We start from the raw sequence: 24,859 nt of genomic DNA, 5'->3' as shown, positions 1-24,859 counted from the left end.
CACGATTTGAAGTAACTCGAGTCGAATTAAATTAAGAGAGCATCCGGTCGCTCTGATGACTCATTCTGTACTCTCTGCCGGTCATCCAGTAGAGTGAATCAACGAAGCCGTCTTGAGGGTCATGCATAATATAATATATCGACACATCTGATGATTCTGCTACGGTCACGCTCTCTCGGTATCAGTGTCATTTCCAAACAGGAGATGATGTTATAATTTTCCATGATCCCTATTATCAAAATGGAACGAAATACTGAACAAATCGATATTGAATCGATATTTGACCCGTTTAATTACATCGCTGAGATATACGCCACGCACCTGCCCTCCATTTCGAAAGTGGATCAAATGCAATTAATTATTCACACAGCTGAGGTAGATTCTACGGAGGAGTATCTTGATCTAACAACTGCCAATGAGCTGGTGATTGATGCTGGTGAGGCAGAACCACTTTTGTTCCCGTTTAATCTGATGGCAACAATTGCCTTGCCAGGATATCTTCAAGATAGCGATGGAGGTCGTCAACGGTGGATTACTGCTGACCAGACCGCAAATATTGAACTTACCCTGACGAACCACGAGCTCGGCTCGGTAGTTGACGGCTCTGCCTTCCCCGCAAACAACGTCAAAGGTATCGTCCTGTTCGACAACACCGGAACACTCGGGCGCACCCACCGGAGTGTATCAATACAGACGTGAAAGCCGATAAGCCAGTCGGCTACAGTGGGGCAGAAATCCCACTACACGAGGTCGGGGCTGGTAAGTCAGTGATCAAGCGAATCGGCTTCCTCTAAGACCAGAACATGCGTGGCTGTCTGCCCACCGGTATCCATCCGTTCGAGATTACACACCTCGTCCGCCCGGTGTGAGAGACAGAAGACGGCGACTCAAAAGAAGCAGATACCTGCCCGTGGACGTTCCGGCATGACCTTCGCGGCAATGATGAATAGACCCTCTGTATCGACCACTACGCTCTCTATTTGTGTCCCACCATAGAGTACCCACCTACTGACGTCCCCTACCGGCAAAGACTGAAGACCACTACAGTGGTACTCTACCCAATGTCGGGGTAGATGAACACTGTTGTCTCAGGTAATGAGTCAGAAATTCACGACGAACCCCACATTCAGGCCCGACGAATCACTGTCAGCCACACCCACGCACTGGTCGAAGAACGGGGTCTCGACGCGCAAACGGTTGCGGACCACTTTGACCTCACCGCCTCCGATGTCTACCACGCACTTGCGTACTAGCACGACCATCCGAAGAGATGCGGGCAGTCGAAGAGCCGTCGAGAGCTTCATAAAGCCGCAGAAGAAGACCCCAAAATCGTAACCGGTCGTATAAATGTACCAGAATCATAGTTATGCAGGTGTCGTTTTTGCTTGGCGAGAGTATCGTGGCTCTGATAGCCGACAAACTCGACAAAGCTGGTCACGATGTAGAGCGTGTCGTTGATGTGGACGAGTTGGGAGAAGGCTCAGCGACACCACGACCCGATGCCGCGTCGTCTCACTTTCCGAACCCTTGGGAGGGTGTTGAGAGACGGCACATTCTCAGTTCGCTCGTTTAGCCAGTTCTGAACGATACAGACTACGGCTTTCTGATCTGCATGATCCTGAAACCCGCACCGCTGGCACTTGAATCGCTTTTTATGCCGGTTCCCACGGGCTGTGTGCTGGCAATCTGTTCGTGGGCATCGCTGGCTTGTGTATTCAGGATCGGTCTTCACCGTCGGAATACCAGCCCATGCAGCCTTGTACGACAACATATCCTGCAGTGAGGCAAATGGCAGGCTATGCAACCGCCGATTCATCCGCGAAACATCCATCAACAGGAGAAAATGCTTCGGGAAGGTCAAACAACTGTATGCCTAACTCTACTACTAATTAATTCGCACATCTACTCAATGATCGTTGTGATCGTGGGTGGCGTGTAATTAAGATGTGTATCAAAACCATCCTCCGCAATTGTGCCCGGTTGTGAACAATACTGCGGCCCGTATCCGTGGCAAACGTTTATGATTTCTAGTTTCGTAACTCTATACAGAATGAGCTACGATACAGAGCACGTGCGAAACGCGGGGGACACTCCGGAAACGATCACCGGTATCCCGACGTTCGCAGAATTACTTGAAAACCCGTCCCTCGCGGACCTCTATACATTGATTAGACAGGCAGGGACTGCAACAGGTCCCGAACTTGTCGAAACAATGACAGTCTCAAAAAAGACGGTGTACGGCTACCTTCATAAACTGGAGCAAGCAGGCCTGATCAGCAAAGTTGGTGACGAGACCGGAACTGCCGTATACACCGCTCAGGAGTTCGAACTAACGTTGACGATTCGTGAGACGAAAGTCTCGATCACTCCCAAGATCATCGAGGTAATCGCCCAGAAGAACGAGCACCCAGCGATCGAACGAGTCCTCGAAGACCACGGAATCGTCACGTTCGCGCTCGCATACGATCTCGTGAACGCACACAGTGAGGGCGATGTTACAATCCGGCAAATCGCGAGCCTCACAAATTTGTCTCCTGGAACTACGTATGACCTCGTCGAAGCGCTCTATTCAATCCTCAATCTCGGTGATGACGGTTCGACCCCGACGACGTACACACCGGATGAGTTCGATGCGGACGAGGACGATCTTCTTGGGGAATACGTCAATAAGTGAACCGAGCGAGGATGTATACGGCGAACATTGCAGACACGGTAATGTTCCGAAACTTGGGGAAGCAACCCAGTTCACACCTACAATCGCTCAAGAGTGCCGTAGAGGAGGCTGGAACGGAAATTTGGGTGCCAGCAGCGGTCTACCACGAGTTGGCGGATGCCCGGAGTGCCGACTCACCGACGAACCCGTGCCTTGATACGGCTATCGAAGAAGGATGGCTTCGGGTAGCCCCACCGCTCCCAGGTGATCGTACAGAGGGATTCGATAATAGCGCTGGACCGGTAGAGAAAGCACGGTTCGTTGCAGATGGGTTTCTCAACCAACAGAGCAATATCCAGAGACGAACAACTGGCAGGATGCGGCATTGGTCGCGTTGGCAATTCGATTATTCGATGCGAATGCTCGAATCCGTGTGATCACCCACACAGCGGACGAAAATCTGGCAAAGGCGTGCGCTCGTATCCCCTCCCGAATTCGGATACTACGACATCAAGTCCCGATACTACAACCCACCCCAAACAGCGAAGGTTGAGTTTCCAACTGTAGGCCAGCTCACGTGGAATGAGTAGCGAACATTTCGGCGATTGGACCAGATCAGCACGCCCATTCACGATTTAAATCTCATCGTCAGCGCGATGTACTGGTCGCTGTGGAATGAGTAGCCCTCCCGGCTTGTCTGTGGTTAGGAGTAAAATCGACAAAAATGTCGAAGGAGTACCTCGTCCATAGCCACAAAGCGGTTCGGGAACCGTATGCATTGAGACAGCAAGTCTCAACTTCTGAGTGATAAAATAGAGATCAAGCCGGGGATGTATGCTGAGGATATTTCTGAAGAAGAACGACAGGCACGATATACACTCACAGAGGAGGATATATCAGAAATGGTGCGTGATTTACGCAGATTTGCGACTGAGTAGTAGTTTAGCGGCAATATACGCTTGTTTTTGACTAAAATGCACTGTAGTGACACAACTAACGTTGTTTAATTGTGTGTGTACAGTAGTCAGATATGTGATATAATCGTATAACTGCGGTGTTATATTATCCTCATGAATAGACATATCAGATGAACACCCTGCTTTCGTGTAGTATATTGGCGTAGTGTCACTCACAAATAATAACTGGACCCACACGCCTGAAGAAACAGAGTGTAATCACGCATATTGAGCACGACTAGACCTGGATTGGAGCTCTACCCAGACCCGTAAGTGCCCTCAGAGCCGGGGCAACTGCCGATGAACAAGCACGAGACCCCAACTCATAAATAGATTATTCGGCTGTCATATAAAGTTAATTATTACCGCAACACGCCCTAAGGAAAGGGTTTTGTCTGGAACCGGATTCCCAACGGTATCACTATTGACAATCTGAACTAATCCGATGTAGGATGGGCTCAATCTCAGATATCCGTCGTGTAATTAGCCTGCCCAAACGCAGGAGCATCCGTATACTGATGTGGTCACAATCGATACTGACTATTATCAGAGGTCGTCCGAGCGGGTCTGTAGTAGCGACAGCGGTGGCGACGACGCGGATCGATCACTCCGAGGGGTCGTCTCCGGTCGTCACGACCGCGCCGTTCCCACCCTCATCTGCGTCTGGTCCGCCACTGTCCGGCTCGTCACCAGTCCTCTCGGCGTCCGCTCCGTCTCCGTCCGTCACGACACCCGTGTCGGAGCCGTCCAGCTCGTCCGAGTCGGACGCGAGAGCCTCGTCGCCGCCGGCTTGTGGGCGGTAGACGTAGCTGAGGGTGTCGTCACAGACGACGAAGCGAGCGTCGTCGGTGTCCTCAATCACACGACGATCGGCGTCGATAGCGAGATCCACCAATCCTGCGAGGGACTTGACCTCGACGATCGGCCCGTCGAGTGCCGTCGCCGGAACGCGCCCGACAGTGATCCAGTCGACGAACTCCGCACGCTCACCGTTCGTGTCGAGCCGCGCCCGTTCCGCGTCTGTGAGCGATCCGAGCCCGCGTCCACGAGCGATGACCAAACCAACGAGGCCGGAGAGACCAGCGACGAGTGCGACCGGACCGCCGTACAGTGCGGCGGGTCGTCGTGGGAGCGTGACCCGAACTGCCTCGGTTACCGTTCCGTCGGCGACGGCTGGGGCCGCGTTGGTGACCGTGTAGGAACCCCCGGAGACGGAGAGTGGGAGACGGTACGTGCGTCGCTCGACGCCCGTCGTGGTCTGTTGTTCCACGGCGGCGAGCACTGCCACCTGGAGTGTCCCTGGCGAGCCGCCGACCTCGGCGTCAAGCTGTTGGAGTCGCTCGCCAGCGGCGGTAACGTTCACTGCGAACGGGGCCGCGACTGGGTCGGGATCGTTGAGCGCTGCTCTCACAGGGTCACCGAGCGAGTCCGTGACGCGCCAGTAGACGGTCGTGTTCTCGGTGGCGCCCTCGACGGATCGGTACTCCACCGAGAGCGCGATCGTCGCGTTACCGGGGGGTGTTTCGGTCGTGTCGTAATCGTACTCGAAGACCCCGGTCAGTTCCGGCGAGACCCGCGTGAAGTACAGCGAGCGGTTCGCCAGGACGGTCCCCTCTGGGAACGCCTCGGTGCCGTTCGTGACAGTCGCAGCGTGGTCGAAGCTCCCGACGGCAGCCCAAGAGGAGACAGTCTGACTCTCCAGTCGCGTCGCCGGCTCGGTTCCGTAGACGTCGTAGGTAACTGCGGCACCGACGCCAGCGGTGAGTAGCGTCACGGCGACGAGGATGGCGAACGAGCGAGCGAGGACCGCCCGGAGACGGAGTCTACGGTCCGACCCGCCAGCGTCGGCCATCATCGACCCCGCCCGAGTGAAGTGGGCGCGTTGTTGGTGTTCGGGTTCGATTCGAGACGTGTCTGTAGGGTGAACAGTGTGAATGTCACAAGCGTATCTACGATGTATTCAGTATTTGTCCTATCGAAAACCGCGTGCGTGTCATCGCAGGAACCACGCGAGGCGGGCAGCACTCCGACGGACACGCGAGGGACCGGTGCGCGAGCGGACGCGGATACGGTCTGTGCCGATGAGACGGTAGCCGATGACGTACAACGGCACACCAAGCAACGCGTTCACCGCGAGGATAGGGAGCCACGGGTGGACGGCGAACAACGCCGTGAGCACTGACTCCGGCAGCACGGCGAGGTATCGATACTCGACGAGGTAGAGGCTGTATGCCCCGGTCTCCGGTGGGGCGGTGAGTCCAACGGTCACCTCGGTGAACGAGCGACCACCTACCTCGAACCCACCCTCCGGGACGGCAACGCCGTCGCTCGCGGCGGTCAGGAACACGACGACCGGGACGATCCCACCGTTACGGACGACGTACGTCGCGGGACCCGTCTCTCCGCGTTCGAGGACGCCCGGTCGCTCGGAGCCGACGGCGGAGCTCACCACGTCGAAGGCGTACGGTCCAGCCGGCAACACCATCGCGGCGGTCGCACTGGCGGTGACGACAAGCACTATCACACCGAGGACGAGACGGGTGCTGGTGCCAGTGTCGCGGCTACGGCTCCGTTCGCGGCGACGTGAGGTACCACGGACTGCGTCGGCCGCCGACCACAACAACGAGAGGGCAAACAGTGTGTATACCAGCCCGCGCGTGCCGACGAGGACTGTCCCGAGGCCGACGGTGGTTGCGAGGCGACGCTGGAGGCCGACGATGGTCTCACGGACCGTCTCGACGGCTGTACCAAGGAACGGGATTGCGACGACCCGGTCGTCGATCTGGAGTGCAACGGCGACGATCTGCGGGTCGACCACTAGGGGCTCGGTGCCACTCTGGTCTGTGACGGTGTTGGCGTCACCCTGCGTGAGATAGCCGCGGTTCGTCTCACCGACAACGCGGTGAGTCGTCAGCCCACCGCCACCGACGGACTTCGCGCGGAAAACGACTACGTCGCCTGTCTGGATCGACCCGACGAGCGCGGTCGGCACCGCGACGAACCCGTCGCCGGGATCGAGTGTCGGAGCCATACTACCGGTCGTGACGTAGCTGACGACGACTGGCTGATCGAGTGCCTGCCCGACCACCAGCGTGCCTCCCAGACCGACGAGACCGATAATTAAAACTACAGTCAGAAGATGCGGGAGTGTGGTAGCAGGCATGTGTGGTATCACTCGGTATCGTGGAAGATAGGAAAACCCGGTGTCTCGGCGGTGAATGCCGCGTGGAGACGGTTAGTTCCGATAGCGTGGTCAGTTTGGACGGTGCGACCGTCCAGACGATCAGTTCGCGCTAATCGTCAGAGTGCCCGATAGATCTTCGAGGTCGTCCACTGCGGCAGTCGTGTCGACAATCAGGGAGATACCGATGAACTCCCCAGGCTCGAGGCGGTCGTCACGGGTGCTATTGGGACCGGCGGAATCGTTGAAGCTGAACGAGTCGTTGTCGTTGCCGGCGGTGAGCCGGATGGTCTTGGTCCGTTCGACGTCGGAGACGACACCGTTGCGGCTCGGTCGCCCCTGGAGGATCAGCTTGGAGCCAGCGAGATTGACCTTGTCAGTCACGTCGAATTCGACGGTCACATTACGCGGGACTGTATCGTTGTTGACGATCATGAACCCGGGGTTGTCTGTCGGACCGTTCCCGAGCCCAGGCAGGTTGTCGGCCTCCGAGATGAATCTCAGCGAGCCGATCTGGTACTTTGAGTTGACGTTGACACCACCAGCGGAACCACCGCCGGTGAAGTCGATCCCGATCTGGCCGGTCGTCGGGTTCTCTAACACCACCCCACCGTTCGTGTTGGGACCGAGCTGGAACGCGAGTAGACCCGTCGAGTCGTTCACCACATTAATCCCGCCTTCACGCTCCGCGGTCGATTGGACGGAGGCACCCGTGCTGAGGGCGGCCGTCGAGGCGACTGCGAGCGATCCGAGTCCGAGTAAGTAGTTTCTTCGTTTCATTTTTGTTTTTCTCCGCGCATTCCCGGGGAGGGAACACGCTGATACTTCCGTGGATCGATACCGTATTTGTATCCCACACACATCCCGAAAATTTCGAAGCCCGATACCGATTCGACGGGCACCGATACTGCAGGTATCGGATACCGATACCGACAGGCACGGACACTGATACTGGACACACGGTCGCAAATCCGTGTCGTCCCACCGTCGAGATGCTCCCGGTCTGGCTGACTCACAGCCACCGCAACGACCGAGAGTAGTTATAGAACGGATCAGAATGGTTGTGAAGACGCTGGGCGCTGGGACGGTCATCGATCCACCAGCGAATCCGTTGTAGCGTTCGAATCCAGCCAGTTCCTATATTGTAACTATACGTATGTTTATGTGCTCGAACGACAGTTGAACAGCAGACACTCCGGTGCGACCGACGGCGTACCGAGCGTTCGATCACCCATGCAAACAACACACAACCAACCGACAGACCACACGGATCCCCAGCCCACGACCCTGACCGGCGACGCCCGCGACTCCGCTACACCGACGCTCGAAGAACTGTACGAGACGCTCGCCAACCGACGACGACGGTTCGCAATCCACTACCTGAAACACCACGGTAGCCCCGTCAGTCTCGGCACACTCGCCGAGCAGCTGGCCGCATGGGAACACGATACGCTCTTGGAGACCGTCACGTCGAAACAACGGAAGGTGATGTACACGTCGCTCCAACAACGGCACGTCCCCAAGATGGACGCCGTCGGACTCGTCGAGTTCGATCGTCGCGGGGGGGTCGTGACACCGACAGAGACACTCGCGAGAGTAAACATCCATACCGAGGTCGTCACGAACGACGAATTCCCGTGGAGGTACTACTATCTCGGACTGTCCGGGTTTCTGGTCATCGTGACGGTCGGCGTGTGGGCCAGAATCGAACCGTTCACCGCTCTTCCACCCCTAACGTGGCAGGCACTCTGTGTCGCCGCACTCGCGGTCTCGGCGGTCGCTCACGTCGTCCTCTCCGACCGTCCGAGACTCGGTGACTCCCTGGAGCCACCGGAACTCCAAGACCACGCCCCGGACACCGTCGTCGCGGAGGTCTCGACACCGAGCGGCGTGACGACGACCGACGGTGGCGAACTGGACAAGACCGAGGAGGCGGCACGATGACCGCACTCGGCCGAACCGGTCTGCTTGTCGTCGTGGTCGGACTGCTCGCCGCTCTCGTACTCACCGGCACCGGTGGGTTCGGCTTCGCCACGGCCGACCGCACCGTGAGCGCGGACGTGGTGCCGGACGAAGATGCACTGTTTGGGGTTCGAGTCTCGGAGACGAGTGGTGTCGTCGGCGGGTCGACGTTCACGCTGATAAAGACTATCGACAACTCCGGCGGTCAGGTTGACGTCGACTCGGCGACCGTCACCGGGCCCGTGAGCGTCGTTACCGCCGGACCAGACACCGTCGAGGTCGTCTGCACCGCCCCGACGAACGCCGCACAGGTCACACTCACAGTGAAGGCCAGCGGCGCGGACGTGCAGATTACGACGTACAGAGATGTGACCGTCACCTGCGCCACACCCACACCACACACCCGCAGCCGCACTCGTGACTCGAACAGAGTCGGTTCTGACCACCTGCGGCGTGAGCACTGGTTTCTAGCGGATTGCACGCCACAACCTCGCTTCATCTGGAGTGGAGGTGGAGACAGTCCGCGGAACGACCACAGAGTGGATTTGAGGGGGGACACATAGCACAGCGCCGCGTCCGACGTCACCGCCGGTCCCAGAGAGGTGGCGCAGTTCGGGTTCACGAATCAGGGCGAGACACCGTTGTTGATCTGTTCGTCGTCGTCTGTGATGACGTGCCCTGTCCTGCAGTCGAGCCACGAGATGAGCCGGTCGACGCTCGGCATCGGGTGTGATCGGTAGAGTAGGGGATCGACCCGATAGACGCTCTGAATATACTCACAGTGTATATATTATGAGTGCCGACGAGAATTTGTTATTCATGGCTTTCCGAACAATATGAGAGCATAAAATAAGGACATAGCAAGCCTGCGGCTTCCATAGAGAGCCGTTTTCGGTATGAGAGAGACGAATGAGTCTGTAAGTATGTCGGATTCATCGTGTATTCATTGCTTCGGCAGAGGGTCGTACTCTCGGCACGAAAACATAAGTTGGGTCGCTACGTAATATATCGGTCTTGAGTGTCGGAGGAATAACTTCTAGAAAGGTGTCCATATTCTGATATAGGTATCATTGACACTGTGATCCGAGAGTGCGACTGAGCGACATGTCCCTCGTCATGAGAGGGCTCTCCATGTTACAACAAAAGAACAGGCTTTGAGAATGTGTAAAGATATCTACTGTCGCTCACAACATTGTTCAGTTGTGCAGCTACAATTATATCCCCATTAATAGATAGTTAGACCCCCCGCGTGCGATATGAAAATCCACACGGGTAGAGCCGATCAGACCGTACCAAGAAAACCTATTTATTTCACACATCAATAATTATACATAGAATTAGGTCAATTCCAGCAGCATATGAATGATCTTCTTTCGGGAGACAAATCAAAAGACGACGTCGTCACCGATGTGATGTCATCTCTTCCAGCCCGAGTTCGACGATGAGTGGATAGAAATGCTGTGTCTTCTGTCATTCTCGGAGAGATTCAGTGTCCTGTCTCGGGACTCCATCAGTGATGTGTGCTGGAAGTGATTCCGGTGGGGCGGGATTGTCAGCGTTCATCTTACCAGACAAGTAGGCTTCTGCAAGAGGATTGTTTGGTAAGATAGCAGTATCCAACGGAGATATCTTGTCGGCAATCCGGCTTTATTGAAATCCCAAATCGGTACTGTGTTTTTGAAGACATACTGAATGCAGAGCAGATCGACAGCAGAGATTAATTGTTGAAGCGCGTCAGGACATATTATGGTGAAGTCGACTGTCCGGTTCCCCCAGGAAGTTCTGGACAAAGTTGAACAAATGGTCGAGGAAGGGACGTGCTCGAACAAATCGGAATTCCAGCGGTTTGCTGTCGAGTACGTGCTCTCGAAGGCAACGGATCACGACCCAAATATAGTGGATTTTGACACAATTTGCACAGAGATATTTGCAGAACAAGAACAGACAGAGGAGGATATGTTACATGCTGAGCCGGCTTCCGCTGGAGATGAGACGTTCATCCAGGTCGCGACACGGGTTCGGCAGTTTGGCAGGCGCGAGCAAATCCAGACTGCTGAAGAGTACATCGATACTCAGTATCCTGCTTCTGACCCTCGAAGCATACTCCTCGATGATATTCTTGTTCCGTATCGAAATCAACTCCATGATGATGACGAGTAACCACTGAGTTGAATGTGAGCCCGAACTCGAACCCGGACCTGGCTGCGGTATGTCTCCTATCTGTCCCAAGCGAATTGAGCCGCTCGTTTTTGGATGTCTCTCAGCTGTCCGTGCAAGATATGTGCCCTTGCATTCAGCACGCCGCTTGTCTCAGATGTACGGGATTTTAACAGAGCCGTATTTTTTGATATTACAAGCGCACATAAGAGCAGTCTCAGGTAAAACTGTAGCTACACAATTAAAGAGAGTGCCGTTGGGAGACACCCCGATGCCCTCCCCACCACCACACAGACACATGCTGGTATATTGCAATTAACCCTCAGGGGGCATGACAAACGCACATAGGTTATTACATATAAACAAGGATAGTTACGCTCAGTCTGCGCGAAATCTGTAGTTGTAGTTGTAGTCTTCGCCCAGGCGATGTGCATGAGATCTCAGCTCTGATATCTAAAGCCATGATACACAAGATCAATATTAGCAGGGTATGTCTCACATCTAGACAATTGGAATCACATTTTTTATATCATGGAGAGACAACTGCATGTGATCCAGTAAAAGTTTCTTATTGTAGCTGGGGTAGCACTCTGCAGCGGGTGTGTGTCAGACTTGCAAGAATTGCGACCTTCTCGCTTTAGTATTTTCAATGACCGTGACAGCGTGGTGGAAGACTCCCTTCAACTCAGATACAACAATGGAAAGTACAATCGACCAGTGGAAATTCTCGGGTAATACTGGTGACATAAACGCATTTACAGCAAATTCACCACTTATAAGAAGCTTCTTTATTATCGTTGATGTTGACCGCCCAGGAGAAACGACACATGAGACGACGGAACTCACCGACAGCAATGATTATCAGATAGAAATCAAGCTAAACGATATCCGTGTATTAGTTCTCACTTGAGACTGCCAAAACGAGCACACTTGCACGGGTAGTAGAGTATTTTTATCAATAATATGACACCTGTACCCACTGAATGTAGGAGAAGACCGTGATGTCAAAGACCCTCGCAGCGCTGCCTATGTTCAGACCCGTCAACAAGCGTATTATTCCCTATCTTGAGATTGTATTCAATTGCGGTTTCGTCAATGCACTTCCCCTGAGGATTAAAAATAACAAACAGTGAAAACAGCTGATAATTAATTCCTGCTGGCAGTCCATAGTATATCCATCCTGACTTTGTCATCTCAGGAGAGATTTCGCTTCTTGATAGATAGGGTTCTGGGTGTATTCCTGATAGGGATCTTGATTCATCCACATCATCGCCAACATACTCAGCGTCAACTCTAGGAACAGTCTGTTTCTTCTCCCCGATATTCTCATATCTTATTTTTAGATATAACCGAACTGCTCTGTCACGGATGTTGCCATAATCCTCTTTGCCCTCTTTTTGGATGTCATACCCGACAAGAGTCATCTTATGATTATCATATATTGCCGTGGAATTCACAACTGTGTAACCAGGCTCACTGTCTGGTTCCGTGGTGTTCACACCTGTAGGAGTGGGCTCACTGCTGGACTTGCCACTATGGTCGAAGATAGCCACGGAGGCAACGCTCAATACTATGAATCCGATGAGGAGAACACTCAGACACAGAATCGTGGCGAACTTTACCAATTCTTCGCGGATTTCAGATATCTGGTGCATAGAAAAATTATTATTGGATTGCTCTATGAACCCCGCTCGAGTGGACGGTGTGTATTGGGTTCTGAGATCACTTCGTGCCGATTGAGTAGTATTATGATTTCGCGTTTCAGTGGGATATCCCGTGTTAGTGTCAGCTTCAGGTTCCGCTTCAAGATATGGAGCGACTACTGAGAACAGTGAGTTTTCACTGATGATCTGATACAGCCCATCTGCATCGACAGTTTTGACATTTAGGTCATCTGCGGCTTCTCCTGCTGGCTGTGAAAATGAACTGCTTGTAACGATTATGATAGTCTCCACATCGTCTTCTTGATCAGGGATACTCGCGTACCTCTGGACTTCAGGTGAACTGATCTTGTCAGACTGATAACGCTTGATCTGAATTGCATCTTTGCGGGAAATAATGCCATCTCGTGAAGCGATGACATCGATCCCGCGATCATGAGATGTCGATGTCAATGTCAATTTTGTGTCCCATCCCTGAGATGACCAGATATCTGCGACGAACTCTTCAAATCAGATTGGATCCATCTGCTGAATTTGACGTTTAAACTCTGAGCGGGTTATACGAGCCACAGTTACTGATTGTATGTTTCAGGAACAAGAGTCATCCTTTGGAGGACTATCGATTCATCAACTGACGTGGCATGGTAGTATTCGATCTTCATCTTCATTTTACTCGGGAACTCTGAACAATGTGACATGGCTGTTCCTGCACATAGTTTGATTCTTTCCAGTGGTTGCCTGCTGTAGACACTACAGTCCCTACACAATCATGTTCAATTACTTGTGCAGCTACAGTTATAGCCCAATTGATGGATAGTTAGACCCCCGTGTGCGATATGAAAATCCACGGGTAGAGACGCTCAGACTGTACTAAAAACACTTATTTATCTTATACGTCGATAATTATATATGAAATTGATTCAATTCCAGCAGCACATGAATGACCTCCTTTCGGACGACAAACTGAAAGACGACGTCGTCACCGACGTGATCAAGAACCTACATCCCGACGGTGACAACTTCGCCGGAGCTATCGCACTTCTTACACGAGAGCCCTTCGACAACATTGGTGTTGGCAAACAGTCTGTCCGAACTATCGGCTCGAAGTGTTTCGACATTTCATACGAAACAATCCGCAAGCTCGAACGTGAGCACGGAGACCTTCCAAGTGTAATTGGTCACGCCGAATCAGCACAGACCACAGAACGTCTCACACCAGCAGAGCACATTTCGCTCGGTGAGCTCTACCGACAAGTCGAGATGGGACGTGACAAAAGCGGTCCTGAAAAAGATTGAGCTATCACTAAACTGCTTGGCTATGCTGAGCCCAAATGGACTGCTCACGCTCTTCTCGGAAAGAAAGGTTAAGCCTCGGCATAGGAGGAAATCCGTTGTCAGGGCTCTAGCGTCCGAACATGGACCCGCAGACTACAGACGTGACTTGCCCTCAACCCAGATGTGATAGATCTCTGTCGATCGATGTGTACCGATGGTAAATCAGTTTGAATGAGTCCTGTTGTCGGAGACCCGCTCCTCCCAATGCTCGCAAAATCCGAAGATGTAATTAAAGACATTCCTGCTGAATGGATTGCTCAGCCAAAGTACGACGGCGCACTCATCTTAGTTCACATCAAGAATGGTGAAATGATAGAAGCGTTCAGCAGAAACGCCAACACGGTAGGTGACTCTCTCCCAGAACTGACACGCCTGGTTGACGATGTAGCTCTGCTTAGTGAGAAAGGTGAGTTCATCCTCAATGGAGAAGCTATTCCGTTCAAAGATGGGAAACGACGATCGTTCCGAGCGATTGATAACACGGTTTGGTCATAAGGATAATATCGACGAACGTGCACAGTCTCTCCGTGGCGATGAAAAAGCGTTCAACGCTGTTCTTGACGAGTTTACTACCAGAATTCAATACGAACTCCACAATTGGTTTATTCTTGAGTTTAACAACTGAATTTACCATGATTGACCAGAGAGACTCGGAGGCGACAGCGTCTGCCGTGTGTATCGTCAGTCATCAATATATGTGATCCCAGCGGATGACGTCATAATCTGACACTCGTGATATTCATCAGGACAGATCACTACTCAGCAGAGCAGTCCAGTCAATGGTTTCATTTCCTGACGGCATCCAAAACAAACGAAGCACAATGTCACGCAATCACGATATCAGTGGATTGGATCTTACTGGAGATACGTACGTCGTTGAGCAATCCCTGCTGCCGATTCGAAACAAGTACAAAGCGATGGATGCGGATGAAAACGTCGTCATCCGTGGGAAACAAAAAATGTTCAAACTCAAAGAGGAGTTTCCATTCATTGACTCAGACGGCGAAGAGGTGTTTGAGGTCAATGCTGGAGGGATGGTTGATATTGCCGGTAACTATGTCTTGACCGACTCACAGACAGGTGAAGACCTCATTGTTCTTGATAACGATTATTCACTTCTGCAAGACACTTGGCGAATACGGGACGTAGACACAGAAGAGAAGATTGCAGAGATTAATTCTCGTGGCACCCTCGTGACAATCGCTCGTAATGTGATTCCATTCGGTGAGTTTATTCCGCATAAATATGAGATTACTGACGCCAATGACTCTCATATTGGAAATATCGATGGGCAAATATCACTCCGAGACCGATATACAATTACTATTGACGATACAAGCACTGTGTCAAGTGAAGCTGTTATTGCTGCGGCGATGGTTATTGACGCAATCCAGGGTAATTGAATGCCTGAGTGATTACCACTCTCCCGAGGACGTAATCATCTTATTGTCTGAGACGGTGACTCATCGCAGGCACCTGTTTGATGTTTCTATTGGGAGATCCAGCAATTGAGTAATTTTGTCGGTCGTTGGAATTGGCTACTTTGATCATATAGATGAAACACCGATATTCTACGATTAATCCGTGTTATGCTCCTTCCACGGTATCTGTGAATAGTGTCGCGGGTGTGAATATGTGCTTGTTTGAGGCTCGATCGACCGGTACCATCTGGAGTATCGTATGGTATTGTATACCAAAAGTAGTTGTCTCGGAAGCGTATTCGGATAATTACCGTAACGACGTAGTGTATCTACAGATATCAAGACGAGTGCCTCGGAGTCGGGGCTTGTCCCCGAGGTACTTCACGTAGCAGATACTGTATTGGGATTCCCGAGTCTGACCGCATAGAGGTCTTTGAGCTAGGATATTTGCCAAGTGAAGATGCCACCGGATTTGATCTGCGGATTGTCAAACAGATTGCCGACGCACACGGTGGATATAGCCGTGACAGAGAGCAACCAGAGTGACGCTTTATTTGACATCACCGGTGTCAAACTCGCTGATCGCTGATGCGCGCCGTATTTATATCACGGTCAGGCGTTCGCGACCGGTGCAGGATTATCTAAATTCGAGGGCAAGACCCCTTCCTCAAGGAAAGAGCGGAATAGCGTGGAGTGAGCGAGTAGGTCGGGGTAGTTCATTATCGACCATCTGTTCGATATTTTTGTCTGCTCTTGCCAGCGTGTCAGCGAGTATCTGACAGCTAATTATGATCAGTTACCTATGAGTAATCTCGACAGCTTTCTTATTACATCCCTGTAAGATCAACACAGTTTGGGAGTATTTGATGATTCATGTATATGCTAATAAGAGAACTCACAAGAATATTGATCGACAGTTGGCGACATCTGAAGGAATCAATGTAATCGACTTCAGCTCAGAAAGCACTGAGATTTCTTGTGCAATATTAATAAGACAAAATGAGAATAGATTGAATGATATCACAGCGGTAGCAGCGCGCAAGCTCACGGCTTCAGCGGTGGATAGCTGACATATAATCGATAGATATCGCCAAAAGCCCGATAAATTAAATTTCGACGCTCACTGATGATAGATCAAATACCTCTGAGTAACCGCGTATCATCATTATGACTATGATTATAATTATAATACATGATCGAATTCACTGAGAAACGCATATTGAATTCGATTGTAATATTGTTGTATCTCAGCCAAACGATCATATAGACGAAACCAATAGATTTTGTGATACTACCAGTTTCACTGCCAATATCGAGTCTATCGATTCCACAGAGACCGACTTCTCCGGTAGGGGTCTCTCCAATATTGACCGCAGATCAGTACGTGTATGTATCGACTGTGTCGCCACTATCATTCTTGACTGTCACTGTATCACCGGCGTTATTCCAGACAGCCCCGTCCTCGCGCCAGTATAATTCATTATCTGTATCTGTCCCATCACCAGTATAGAGGGTCATGGACTCCCCTGGTCTCAGTTTAAAACCTGCTGGGAATGCATACTCATGAATCGCCTCATCAGAGACAGTCCAGCCTGTCAGGTTGACGGCTTCATCACCAGTATTTTTGAAACTCACATATTCACCATTCAGGTTTTCATTGTCATTTCCTTTGGCGTCTGCATGAATACTCTCGATGATGATATCGCCACTACCATCCTCAGTAGTTGTCGATATTGATGTCGATGTCGATGTCGTGGTTGTGGCTATGGTTCGTGATGTGTAATCCCACACACCGGCGGTTTCATCACGAGCAGTCATCTCAGTCGCCTGATACCCCTTTTGTTGGCTAAATGAGCTGTCATAGTACCGTGCGTATCCATTCAGTAACAACCGTTCGTTGAACGATATCTCAGCGTGTCGGGATTGAAAAATATACACAAGCAATCGACCGTAGTACCCGCGGCGATCCGCTTCGGGGTCGCTCTGAATTAAGACTGTCTGGCCTGCAAGACGGTTCTGGGCATAGCGTGTTGCGTCCTTGCTCCACTCGACGAGCCAGTCACGACCGTCAGTAGTGTCTTTTACTCCTTCCCATTCTTCAGGTGATACTTGCGTAATGGATGTTTCAGGCGTGTCGACGCCAAGGAGTCGCACTGTCTCAATGCTCCCGTCTGAGAGTCGGACATCCATCGTGTCGCCGTCAATAATATCAATAACCGTTGCTGTCTGCGTCTGTGTTGGGCCTAAGTCTGACTCCGTGGACGTCGGCATTGAGGTTGAGGTTGAGGTTGAATTCGGCGTTGTCGCTGTTGGCGCGAATCCCTGTCCACACCCAGCGAGCAGAATCATTACAGCAAGGAAAACTGCATGCCGCATATATATTCAATTACAAATCATCGAATAAATATGATTTGTCAGTTCACGTCTGGAAACTATATACGAGTTCCAGTCCAATCAGATAACTGAGAGGATAGTGATATCATAAATGTTATGATATCGACACCAAATAATCACAGAAATGACTATTTATCCAAATAATAAATTACGATGCCATTTTTACTAACCATTCAAACATGTTTATATTTTTATTCCATAATCCAGTTTTGAGGATATGGATCCTGTAAGTCAACTCACTGCATTGCGCAATAGGCATCGCTATCATCGTTCACATAATTGTGCATCATACCTTTGTTGAATGGATATAATTCGATTATTATATTTATCGATAGACTCTCACTGGAGTGTAAGTTATTTGTTGTCTACATTTGTCGAATACAATTGTTGTGGAATCATCACTAATAACGTAGACACAGAAGTCACGGAAAAATATCGCAGTGTATCATTCAAACACTGAACAGTATCACACTCATCTTTCTGTCGTATTTCATAAAATATTGTGCCCGCAGAAAGAATCATGTTCTCGTGTATACACCTGTTACATAATGAAAAACGGGTCACACATCCAGTTGGGTGATACTGAGAATCAGGGAGGGTCGGGCGAGGAGCAGAGCAACGCTCAGCGTGCCCGTCAATGCGCAATCTGTGATGCGACTGATTCGGTGACACAACTCAATTTTACTGATCAATCAGGAACTGAGTCGATAATCTATTTATGTCCTCCTCATCATCAACTGTACAGCGTTTTGGGGCAATCACCATCTCCGTCCCCGGCAGAACATATCCAAACTGATCAACATGAGACCGCCAAGATGACTATCCGTGTCCCAGAGCCATTGCTTGAGAGCACTGATACTGCTGCTGAGCAATACCAACAGACACGCAGTGAATTGGTCCGTGATTCATTACTAGTGCTTCTGCAACTTCGGGAAGTTACTGACGCGACTGATAGCTTATTCTCTGAGGCAATCAATTTCGAATCAGACGATCAGGAAGGCTCGTGTGAGACTGATGTTGAGTTTTTGAAAGACCGAGTGCGCAATTTAGAATCGCTACTTGAGAAATCTATAGACAATATGTAATTTAGTTTTCATGCAGTCCTGCAGGACTGGAACGATACATTCAACATTCGAGATTGTTCCCGACGTGAATATTCCCTTGATCTCGTCCACGAACTGAGTCACTTGAAATACATCAGCTACATACAGGAGCGTTTATATCGGAGAACGAGAGTAAACGAGCTTCTCAAGTCAAGAGGAGTATAATCGAGCTATCTCACTGGTAAGACAAAGTCGAAATCGATAGCAACCGACCGAACAAGAAGAATCTGGTTAATATGTGGAGTGACCTCGCCGACCGAATCGAAGATGACGTGATGAGGAACTGATGATATTCAATGTCGAATCCATCGACGGGGACTGTCCGAACTGTGACCAAGACGGGGATCTGATCCGAGTAGCTCCGATGGTCGATTGTAACGCATGCTCCGGAATGTGTGCTCCTGGGCAAGTCGTAGAGGATACGCTCCAATGGAGAGGACAGACCGATGATCTTCAATGTCGAACCCGACCTGGACCTGGACGATATAACGGTCCGTTAAGAACCGAACAGTTTGTAGTTCGAGTGTCTTGCTTGATCCAGAACTGCTCAGGGAGACGTTGAACACAACAAATATTGAATATTGGGAGCGATACCGACTGTTCGCTTCGAGAAACCAAAGAAAATTCTCCGATTATTCGATGTCGAACGCTCACATCAAGCGACCTGTCAATGTGCTCATCAAGTCGCTGATAGCGTCGGCGACCCGCCGACGGCGTAGCCGTCAAGGGTCGCGGTTGACAAGACCGCTATCAAAATCAACGTCGGGTGGTCTTGGCTGTACGCTGCAATAGACCTCGACACAAAACTGATTCTTGATATGGAGCTGTTTGGACGGCACGGCACTGATTCAGCGGCTGCATTTCTTTACCGACTCCGTGAGAAACACGATCTTTCCATCGCTGTGTTTCTCGTTGATCAATTCGGTTATCGGACTGCCCCTTCCCGCTTAGGACTCAACGGTCGAGTTGACTATACAGACCGAAGCCTCATTGAGAAGTAGTTTCACACGCTCAAAATGCGCACCGACCGGTTCCACAACTTGTGGGTCGGCAGCCGGGCAAGCGCACGCGAATGGCTTGAACAATTCATACATTACTACAACTGCCAGAGACCGCATCAATCACTTGATGGATGGACGCCAGCTGAGGAGGTGCTTAACTAGACAGTGCCCATTGTAGTGATTTCCAACGGTGTGATTCTTGATCTGAAAGGAGAAATATCGATTACTGTCGGATCATATTAGATTGACCTCATTTATCACACTGAACTTCACACTTAGTCAGCACACATGTAGATCAATGACGGAACAGGACGAGTAGATTATAACAGAAATATACCACCTTTACCTGCTCCTCAGCTTATATCTCGATCACTGTTTAACCGGAAGGCTCAGGGCCTATGAGCTGCTGGAGCTGATGCTATAGCACGGATATTCTATGCCTAATAGATGACAAATGACGAATTATTAGACAAATATGATTTATCAGTTTACCTTTGATCGATATATTACCCCAATATAGTCAGCCGAATAATAGTATAATGATAGTACAGGTGTTATATTATGTTGCTAAATCAATCATACATCATACATTTGATATTTTATGTGAATCGGGAGCTGTAAAATGAGTCTCTATCAATAATTTAGATATATCTATATCTCTATTATATCAGTTAATCGTTGAACTTACAATGTCTATAGATGGATTATATTATTTTATTAACATCTGCAATTATGATTATCCGCGCAGCGAAGTAACCTATATCTGACGATTAACTATATCACTATTGTCACTTTTGATTGATGAATTCTATGTATGATGGATATCGCTTCTATACTTACTCTCTGCAATATCTTATGTGACATCCTCCTCGCCGTAAACGGCGAGGATTCCCAAGGTTGGGATATTGTGATTTTCCGACGTAACCTAACCTGTTCTTGAGGTGCGAATGCGCCAGTTTCGGTCTCAAACAGATAACTCGATGGCTGTGTTGTGCACCAGCCGGGACTCCTATCTTCTGAATGAGGACTCGGAGTTACTTTCTGACGGATATTCTCGGCTCCGTTCACATCAGCGTTCACAACCAACTCACACTCCTCACACACGTGAACCTACCCGGGACTTCCTGCTTCCACGACGCGCTTTGCACTCACAGCCTCCCGTTCCCGATGAGGCCTGAGCGTAGCGAGCGCAGTCTGCACAGGCGTTGATTCGGAGCGTCCTTGACTAGCTCACTCTGCACTGAATTCGACTCCCGTAATTTCGAACCGTGCCCCACCTTCGGAACTCCCTGTGATGTGCATCTCCCATCCATGAGCTTCAATAATATCACTTACAATTGAAAGTCCAAATCCAGTTCCCTGTTCAGCAGTCGTATATCCAGCCTCAATTATATCTTTTCGCCTGTCCTCGGGGATTCCGCTTCCATCATCTTCAATGTAAAATCCATCCTCAAGCTCACCGACGGTAATCGAGACATCCTGATCTGTATGCTCAATTGCGTTTCGCATTAAATTCTCAAATACCTGCGCAAGCCGCCCTCGGTCAGCCTGAACAATTCGATTAGTATCTATATCAACTGCTGCGTTGGTTGTTTTGATGTTTTTCCAGCAGTTCTGAGATAGCTCGGCGAGACTAACTGAATCGGTGCTATTTACCTGTCTGTCTGTACGAGCTAACTGGAGAAGGTCCTCAATGAGGTCGTCCATTCGAGTCAACGCTGAATCAATAGTGTCGATTCGCTCGTTATTACACTCTTCGCGGAGGAGTTCCACGTTTCCTTCCGCAACAGAGAGTGGATTACGAAGGTCATGGCTCACGACGCTTGCGAACTCATCGAGCCGTTTATTCTGGCTTTTTAGCTTCTTTATTCGGGATTTACGCTCGGATATGTCTCGCAAGATTCCAGCAGTTCCGTTGAAATATTCTCCCTCATAGGGCAAGGCGGTCATATGATCTTCACAGGGGATTGATTCGCCACTCTTCGATTGGATCTCCGTTTCAAAATATGCACTGTCAGATCCCTCGGAAGATAGAATCTGTCTGAGATTTGACCGTCCCTGTTCCACAGCCGTTTCATCTTTGATTAGCGAGACATCGGTTCCAATCAATTCATTCTGCTCATATCCGAAAGTCTCAATAAATGATTCATTGATGAATTCGAATCGACCATCTTCATCAAGCACATATACAGGGTCTTCGATGACTTCGATAAGTGCTTTATATCTGTTTAGATGCTCTTGAGACTGGACCTGATCGGAAACGTCTCGCACTGTGATGGTCATCATATCTTTGGCAGTTGCCGAAACAACACAGTCTTTGATGAATGTCTCTCCATCAGCACGGAGACCAGTTGTTTGATATTGGCACTGTCCATCTTCTTGAACACTGGCGAAGAGTTTACTTTGAATATGTTCCGCCTCGTCCTCTGGGTGAAGTGTCGTCCAGTGCTTACCAATCAGTTCATCAGGATCACTGCGATGGATATCAGCATATGATTGGTTTACGTTCGTGTGGTAGCCGTCTGAGTCAATAATCGCAATTCCTTCTCGTGCAGTCTCAATGGCGTCCGTCTGTCGCTGATACCGCTGCTGTGCATGAGCTCGTTCAACGACTGTCTCGATACGGTTTGCGAGTACTGTGTACTGGTCTGTGCCACTTTCTTTTTGTAGATAATCGGTTGCACCAGCTGAGATAGCATCACTAGCGACCTCTTCGGATCCTTTCCCTGTATAGAGAATGAACGGAATCTGAGGGTACTTTTTTCGGATATTCTTAAGAAACTCAATCCCATTTTGACCAGGCATCTCATAATCAGAAACAACACAGTCAAACTCAGAGTCTGCAAGTCGAGCCAGCCCTTCGCTGGCGCTGGCTATTGTTTCGGTCTCAAATCGGTCGTTCTCTCGCTCAAGAAAAGTCGTAGCCATGTCGGCGAAGTCGAGTTGATCATCAACATGAAGAACACGGATTGTGTCCTCGTGTTCTACTTGAGTAGTCATATCATATCCTTTTATTCTGTCAGCAAAAAGAGTCAGTAATCACGATTATTAATCGGATCTACATCGGCACCCGACCATACTGCCTGATTGACACCCCCCTGAGGGGCGAGGACTCCCGAGTCTTGGGAGTTTCAGGTTCGCAACCATGTATCCAGTTTCTTCTTCAGGAACCCATTTAATCCATCACGAGACGGTGGCTGACTGGCGGTGCCAAACCGCCGTTACTCCTATCCTCGGCGCTATTGATTCCATCTATTGTTTGTGCCAGCAGGAGTCACCGACACCTCCACGGACTCGGAGTTATGTTTGCTTGCTCAACCACCAGGCACGGACGAACGCTTCTCGCATTCACGTTCACCGTGTTGGCGTTTTAGATATTGTCTCATTACTGGCGGGGAGACCGCCTCCGAAGGTCGTTTGAGATCGCTCCGTTCCGACCTGACTTCATTTTCAACTGAAGGGGTAGCGCGGAGTCCCCCTGCTTAAGGGAGGAGCGCGTTCGTATCGACTACAAACACAGGTTTCTAAGAGGTCATCGGACTACATTGCACACGCGGCGGACGACTACGTGCGTCGGACGGCGATCACCCGCCTCTCGGTGGATGATGAGCAACGCGAGTTGCTTGAGGAACCCATCTCCGAGTGGAAGCGTGGTTGTCAGATCGCTACGGATATGGCGTGGGGCAAGTGCAACGCCAAGAGCGATGTCCAGCCCCTCGCTTACGACGACGCACGCGAACACACTGACCTCGGGAGTCAGCACGCGATTCTTGCCACCCACCAAGCCGCCCAAGCCATCACTGGATGTATCGAACGTCGATCCAACGGCAAGCAGGTCAGCAAGCCCACCTTCACCGCTCCCACGGTGACGTGCGACACCCGGACGATGATGCTGTTCGATGACGATACGGTGTCGCTCTCCACCACGGAGAATCGCGTCCGGTGTCCGCTTGCTCTGCCCGACGCCGACGCCGACGCCGACGATGGCTACCAACGGCAGTCCCTCGACTCCAAGGAGTGGAGCATCACAGAAAGTACCCTCAGTCCGCGACGGCGACGGCGACTACTTCCTGCTTCCTGCACTGCACATCGGCTTCCGTCGACCCAAGACCAAGACCAAGACCGACACTGAGAAACACACCGCTGAGGACGGAACGGTCCTCGGGGTCGGGGTTGACCTCGGAATCGAGAACCTCGCCGTCACAAGTACCGCTTCATTCGTTAGTGGGCAGGAGTTAACGCAGAACCTCCGGGAGTGTGAGAAAGTTCGCGCCGGCCTCCGGCAGACCGGGACTCGAAGTGACCACCGACCGATTGAACAGTCGAGTGGTCGGGAGCTCCGTTACGTCCTCCACCGAGCGTCGAATGCGATTCGATTGTGGATGAAGCAAAGCAATCCAATCCGATACGACTGCGACGTGATTGCGTTCGAGGACTTGATCCATATCCGTGACCGTGACCGTACAGGTGCATCCTGGGGGCACAAGTGGGCGTTCTGAACCCTGTACTGTACTGTACTGTACGAGCAGGTGGCATACAAAGCCCAAGCCCAAGCCCAAGCCCAAGAAGGAAGGAATCACGCTGAAACAAGTGGGGTCGGAGTACACGTCGAAACGGTGTGCCGAGTGTGGCTTTCCCGCAGATGAGAATCGGCCGACTCGCACCGACTTCCGGTGTGTGAACTGCGGGTCGGAAGCGAACGCGGACTCCAACGCGGCGAAGAACATCGGGAGACGGTACGTCGTCGTCGGCGGTCGGGGACGGGCGACGGGCGACAGTCAACTCGCCCTGAAGTCTGGAACAGTGACGCCGAATGGCGGATTCACCGCCTACCCAGACAGGACGGGTTCGAGGCTGAGGCCGAGTTCACGGACAAGCCAAGCCCCACCCCACCCCACCCTCACCGAGCGAACCCGTCAGGGTGAGCGAAGTAGGGTGGGGTAGTTGACCGCAAGGTTGTACTACTTAGAATAACGGATTTTGGAACCTCAGGAACGCCACCGAACAGTGGGGGCGTCTGGGGTATTGTCGAATC

General features: G+C 50.9%; 20 protein-coding genes and 5 pseudogenes. 15 read left to right on the top strand and 10 right to left on the bottom strand.

What is annotated here, in order from left to right; genetic code table 11:
• Window positions 1-240: 240 nt before the first annotated feature.
• The 3 genes from J07HQW2_RS17220 to J07HQW2_RS02245 all read left to right on the top strand — a co-directional run bounded on the left by J07HQW2_RS17220 (window position 241) and on the right by J07HQW2_RS02245 (window position 1,573).
• Entirely contained in the window at window positions 241-699 is a 459-nt protein-coding gene (locus J07HQW2_RS17220; RefSeq protein ID WP_303703902.1) for a hypothetical protein, read from the top strand.
• A gap of 374 nt (window positions 700-1,073) precedes the next feature.
• Window positions 1,074-1,253, top strand: coding sequence for a DUF433 domain-containing protein (locus J07HQW2_RS17215; protein ID WP_021053628.1), 180 nt, complete (start codon window positions 1,074-1,076; stop codon window positions 1,251-1,253).
• Between the two features lie 113 nt (window positions 1,254-1,366).
• Window positions 1,367-1,573, top strand: a complete 207-nt coding sequence (locus J07HQW2_RS02245; RefSeq protein ID WP_021053627.1) for a hypothetical protein — start codon at window positions 1,367-1,369, stop codon at window positions 1,571-1,573.
• On the opposite strand, the pseudogene J07HQW2_RS17210 reads toward J07HQW2_RS02245, so the two are convergent.
• Window positions 1,481-1,822: pseudogene (locus J07HQW2_RS17210) on the bottom strand (zinc ribbon domain-containing protein); the annotation flags it as partial. The gene J07HQW2_RS02245 and the pseudogene J07HQW2_RS17210 sit on opposite strands and share 93 nt — an antisense overlap.
• 228 nt (window positions 1,823-2,050) lie before the next feature.
• On the opposite strand from J07HQW2_RS17210, the gene J07HQW2_RS02240 reads away from it, so the two are divergent.
• Window positions 2,051-2,674: an HTH domain-containing protein gene (locus J07HQW2_RS02240; protein WP_021053626.1), complete on the top strand. Its 624-nt coding sequence runs from the start codon at window positions 2,051-2,053 to the stop codon at window positions 2,672-2,674.
• 41 nt (window positions 2,675-2,715) lie between these two features.
• The gene (locus J07HQW2_RS02235; RefSeq protein WP_303703901.1) at window positions 2,716-3,090 is read left to right on the top strand and encodes a PIN domain-containing protein; all 375 of its coding nucleotides are present in this window, start codon (window positions 2,716-2,718) and stop codon (window positions 3,088-3,090) included.
• Between the two features lie 198 nt (window positions 3,091-3,288).
• Here J07HQW2_RS02235 and J07HQW2_RS17205 read toward each other — a convergent pair whose 3' ends face one another.
• From J07HQW2_RS17205 to J07HQW2_RS02220, 4 genes are all read right to left on the bottom strand, one after another.
• Window positions 3,289-3,432 carry a hypothetical protein gene (locus J07HQW2_RS17205; protein WP_021053624.1) on the bottom strand — a complete coding sequence of 48 codons (144 nt, stop codon included), beginning with the start codon at window positions 3,430-3,432 and terminating at the stop codon, window positions 3,289-3,291.
• Between the two features lie 781 nt (window positions 3,433-4,213).
• Window positions 4,214-5,464, bottom strand: a complete 1,251-nt coding sequence (locus J07HQW2_RS02230) for a DUF5305 domain-containing protein (protein ID WP_303703900.1) — start codon at window positions 5,462-5,464, stop codon at window positions 4,214-4,216.
• A 138-nt stretch (window positions 5,465-5,602) separates the two neighbouring features.
• Entirely contained in the window at window positions 5,603-6,772 is a 1,170-nt protein-coding gene (locus tag J07HQW2_RS02225; protein ID WP_021053620.1) for a signal peptidase I, read from the bottom strand.
• Between the two features lie 120 nt (window positions 6,773-6,892).
• A complete protein-coding gene (locus J07HQW2_RS02220) occupies window positions 6,893-7,570 on the bottom strand; it encodes a hypothetical protein (RefSeq protein ID WP_021053619.1) in 678 nt (225 codons plus the stop codon).
• Between the two features lie 453 nt (window positions 7,571-8,023).
• Between J07HQW2_RS02220 and J07HQW2_RS02215 the strand changes: the two genes are divergently transcribed.
• From J07HQW2_RS02215 to J07HQW2_RS02200, 4 genes are all read left to right on the top strand, one after another.
• Window positions 8,024-8,734 carry a DUF7344 domain-containing protein gene (locus J07HQW2_RS02215; protein ID WP_303703899.1) on the top strand — a complete coding sequence of 237 codons (711 nt, stop codon included), beginning with the start codon at window positions 8,024-8,026 and terminating at the stop codon, window positions 8,732-8,734.
• Window positions 8,731-9,315: a hypothetical protein gene (locus J07HQW2_RS02210; protein ID WP_021053617.1), complete on the top strand. Its 585-nt coding sequence runs from the start codon at window positions 8,731-8,733 to the stop codon at window positions 9,313-9,315. Before J07HQW2_RS02215 ends, J07HQW2_RS02210 begins: the two co-directional genes overlap by 4 nt.
• A gap of 1,183 nt (window positions 9,316-10,498) precedes the next feature.
• Complete coding sequence (locus J07HQW2_RS02205; protein ID WP_021053615.1) at window positions 10,499-10,912, top strand: ribbon-helix-helix domain-containing protein; 414 nt, start codon at window positions 10,499-10,501, stop codon at window positions 10,910-10,912.
• Window positions 10,913-11,558: 646 nt separating this feature from the next.
• Window positions 11,559-11,819 (top strand): hypothetical protein, encoded by a 261-nt coding sequence (locus tag J07HQW2_RS02200; RefSeq protein WP_021053614.1) that lies wholly within the window; start codon window positions 11,559-11,561, stop codon window positions 11,817-11,819.
• Between the two features lie 94 nt (window positions 11,820-11,913).
• Here J07HQW2_RS02200 and J07HQW2_RS17200 read toward each other — a convergent pair whose 3' ends face one another.
• Both J07HQW2_RS17200 and J07HQW2_RS19800 read right to left on the bottom strand, forming a co-directional pair.
• Complete coding sequence (locus tag J07HQW2_RS17200) at window positions 11,914-12,564, bottom strand: hypothetical protein (RefSeq protein ID WP_303703898.1); 651 nt, start codon at window positions 12,562-12,564, stop codon at window positions 11,914-11,916.
• 228 nt (window positions 12,565-12,792) lie between these two features.
• A pseudogene (locus tag J07HQW2_RS19800) lies at window positions 12,793-13,023 on the bottom strand (restriction endonuclease); the annotation flags it as partial.
• A 456-nt stretch (window positions 13,024-13,479) separates the two neighbouring features.
• Between J07HQW2_RS19800 and J07HQW2_RS02190 the strand changes: the two are divergent.
• From J07HQW2_RS02190 to J07HQW2_RS02180, 3 genes are all read left to right on the top strand, one after another.
• Window positions 13,480-13,866 carry a hypothetical protein gene (locus J07HQW2_RS02190; RefSeq protein WP_021053612.1) on the top strand — a complete coding sequence of 129 codons (387 nt, stop codon included), beginning with the start codon at window positions 13,480-13,482 and terminating at the stop codon, window positions 13,864-13,866.
• 210 nt (window positions 13,867-14,076) lie between these two features.
• The gene (locus J07HQW2_RS02185) at window positions 14,077-14,400 is read left to right on the top strand and encodes an ATP-dependent DNA ligase (RefSeq protein WP_021053611.1); all 324 of its coding nucleotides are present in this window, start codon (window positions 14,077-14,079) and stop codon (window positions 14,398-14,400) included.
• Window positions 14,401-14,684: 284 nt separating this feature from the next.
• On the top strand, window positions 14,685-15,308 hold the full coding sequence (locus J07HQW2_RS02180) for an LURP-one-related/scramblase family protein (protein WP_021053609.1): 624 nt from the start codon (window positions 14,685-14,687) through the stop codon (window positions 15,306-15,308).
• Window positions 15,309-16,703: 1,395 nt separating this feature from the next.
• Here the strand turns inward: J07HQW2_RS02180 and J07HQW2_RS02170 are convergent.
• Entirely contained in the window at window positions 16,704-17,702 is a 999-nt protein-coding gene (locus tag J07HQW2_RS02170; RefSeq protein WP_021053607.1) for a lamin tail domain-containing protein, read from the bottom strand.
• Between the two features lie 566 nt (window positions 17,703-18,268).
• On the opposite strand from J07HQW2_RS02170, the gene J07HQW2_RS17195 reads away from it, so the two are divergent.
• On the top strand, window positions 18,269-18,805 hold the full coding sequence (locus J07HQW2_RS17195) for a ribbon-helix-helix domain-containing protein (protein WP_021053605.1): 537 nt from the start codon (window positions 18,269-18,271) through the stop codon (window positions 18,803-18,805).
• Window positions 18,806-19,351: 546 nt separating this feature from the next.
• Window positions 19,352-19,986, top strand: a pseudogene (locus J07HQW2_RS17190) (IS6 family transposase).
• Window positions 19,987-20,751: 765 nt separating this feature from the next.
• Here the strand turns inward: J07HQW2_RS17190 and J07HQW2_RS17185 are convergent.
• Together J07HQW2_RS17185 and J07HQW2_RS02150 are read right to left on the bottom strand one after the other, a co-directional pair.
• Window positions 20,752-20,934: pseudogene (locus J07HQW2_RS17185) on the bottom strand (RNA-guided endonuclease TnpB family protein); the annotation flags it as partial.
• A 120-nt stretch (window positions 20,935-21,054) separates the two neighbouring features.
• On the bottom strand, window positions 21,055-22,824 hold the full coding sequence (locus J07HQW2_RS02150; protein WP_021053602.1) for a PAS domain S-box protein: 1,770 nt from the start codon (window positions 22,822-22,824) through the stop codon (window positions 21,055-21,057).
• A gap of 568 nt (window positions 22,825-23,392) precedes the next feature.
• On the opposite strand from J07HQW2_RS02150, the pseudogene J07HQW2_RS17180 reads away from it, so the two are divergent.
• Window positions 23,393-24,749, top strand: a pseudogene (locus tag J07HQW2_RS17180) (RNA-guided endonuclease InsQ/TnpB family protein).
• The last annotated feature ends 110 nt before the right edge of the window (window positions 24,750-24,859 follow it).

Origin of the sequence: Haloquadratum walsbyi J07HQW2 (assembly GCF_000415985.1) — an archaeon.
GTDB lineage: Archaea > Halobacteriota > Halobacteria > Halobacteriales > Haloferacaceae > Haloquadratum > Haloquadratum walsbyi_B.
This window is presented reverse-complemented; position numbering and strand designations above follow the sequence as displayed.

Bases quoted from the DNA above. Each gene is read 5' to 3' on its own strand.
- J07HQW2_RS17220 (WP_303703902.1), top strand. From the start codon at position 241: ATGGAACGAAATACTGAACAAATCGATATTGAATCGATATTTGACCCG.
- J07HQW2_RS17215 (WP_021053628.1), top strand. From the start codon at position 1,074: ATGAACACTGTTGTCTCAGGTAATGAGTCAGAAATTCACGACGAACCC.
- J07HQW2_RS02245 (WP_021053627.1), top strand. From the start codon at position 1,367: ATGCAGGTGTCGTTTTTGCTTGGCGAGAGTATCGTGGCTCTGATAGCC.
- J07HQW2_RS02240 (WP_021053626.1), top strand. From the start codon at position 2,051: ATGAGCTACGATACAGAGCACGTGCGAAACGCGGGGGACACTCCGGAA.
- J07HQW2_RS02235 (WP_303703901.1), top strand. From the start codon at position 2,716: ATGTTCCGAAACTTGGGGAAGCAACCCAGTTCACACCTACAATCGCTC.
- J07HQW2_RS17205 (WP_021053624.1), bottom strand. From the start codon at position 3,432: ATGCATACGGTTCCCGAACCGCTTTGTGGCTATGGACGAGGTACTCCT.
- J07HQW2_RS02230 (WP_303703900.1), bottom strand. From the start codon at position 5,464: ATGATGGCCGACGCTGGCGGGTCGGACCGTAGACTCCGTCTCCGGGCG.
- J07HQW2_RS02225 (WP_021053620.1), bottom strand. From the start codon at position 6,772: ATGCCTGCTACCACACTCCCGCATCTTCTGACTGTAGTTTTAATTATC.
- J07HQW2_RS02220 (WP_021053619.1), bottom strand. From the start codon at position 7,570: ATGAAACGAAGAAACTACTTACTCGGACTCGGATCGCTCGCAGTCGCC.
- J07HQW2_RS02215 (WP_303703899.1), top strand. From the start codon at position 8,024: ATGCAAACAACACACAACCAACCGACAGACCACACGGATCCCCAGCCC.
- J07HQW2_RS02210 (WP_021053617.1), top strand. From the start codon at position 8,731: ATGACCGCACTCGGCCGAACCGGTCTGCTTGTCGTCGTGGTCGGACTG.
- J07HQW2_RS02205 (WP_021053615.1), top strand. From the start codon at position 10,499: ATGGTGAAGTCGACTGTCCGGTTCCCCCAGGAAGTTCTGGACAAAGTT.
- J07HQW2_RS02200 (WP_021053614.1), top strand. From the start codon at position 11,559: ATGACCGTGACAGCGTGGTGGAAGACTCCCTTCAACTCAGATACAACA.
- J07HQW2_RS17200 (WP_303703898.1), bottom strand. From the start codon at position 12,564: ATGCACCAGATATCTGAAATCCGCGAAGAATTGGTAAAGTTCGCCACG.
- J07HQW2_RS02190 (WP_021053612.1), top strand. From the start codon at position 13,480: ATGAAATTGATTCAATTCCAGCAGCACATGAATGACCTCCTTTCGGAC.
- J07HQW2_RS02185 (WP_021053611.1), top strand. From the start codon at position 14,077: ATGAGTCCTGTTGTCGGAGACCCGCTCCTCCCAATGCTCGCAAAATCC.
- J07HQW2_RS02180 (WP_021053609.1), top strand. From the start codon at position 14,685: ATGGTTTCATTTCCTGACGGCATCCAAAACAAACGAAGCACAATGTCA.
- J07HQW2_RS02170 (WP_021053607.1), bottom strand. From the start codon at position 17,702: ATGCGGCATGCAGTTTTCCTTGCTGTAATGATTCTGCTCGCTGGGTGT.
- J07HQW2_RS17195 (WP_021053605.1), top strand. From the start codon at position 18,269: ATGAAAAACGGGTCACACATCCAGTTGGGTGATACTGAGAATCAGGGA.
- J07HQW2_RS02150 (WP_021053602.1), bottom strand. From the start codon at position 22,824: ATGACTACTCAAGTAGAACACGAGGACACAATCCGTGTTCTTCATGTT.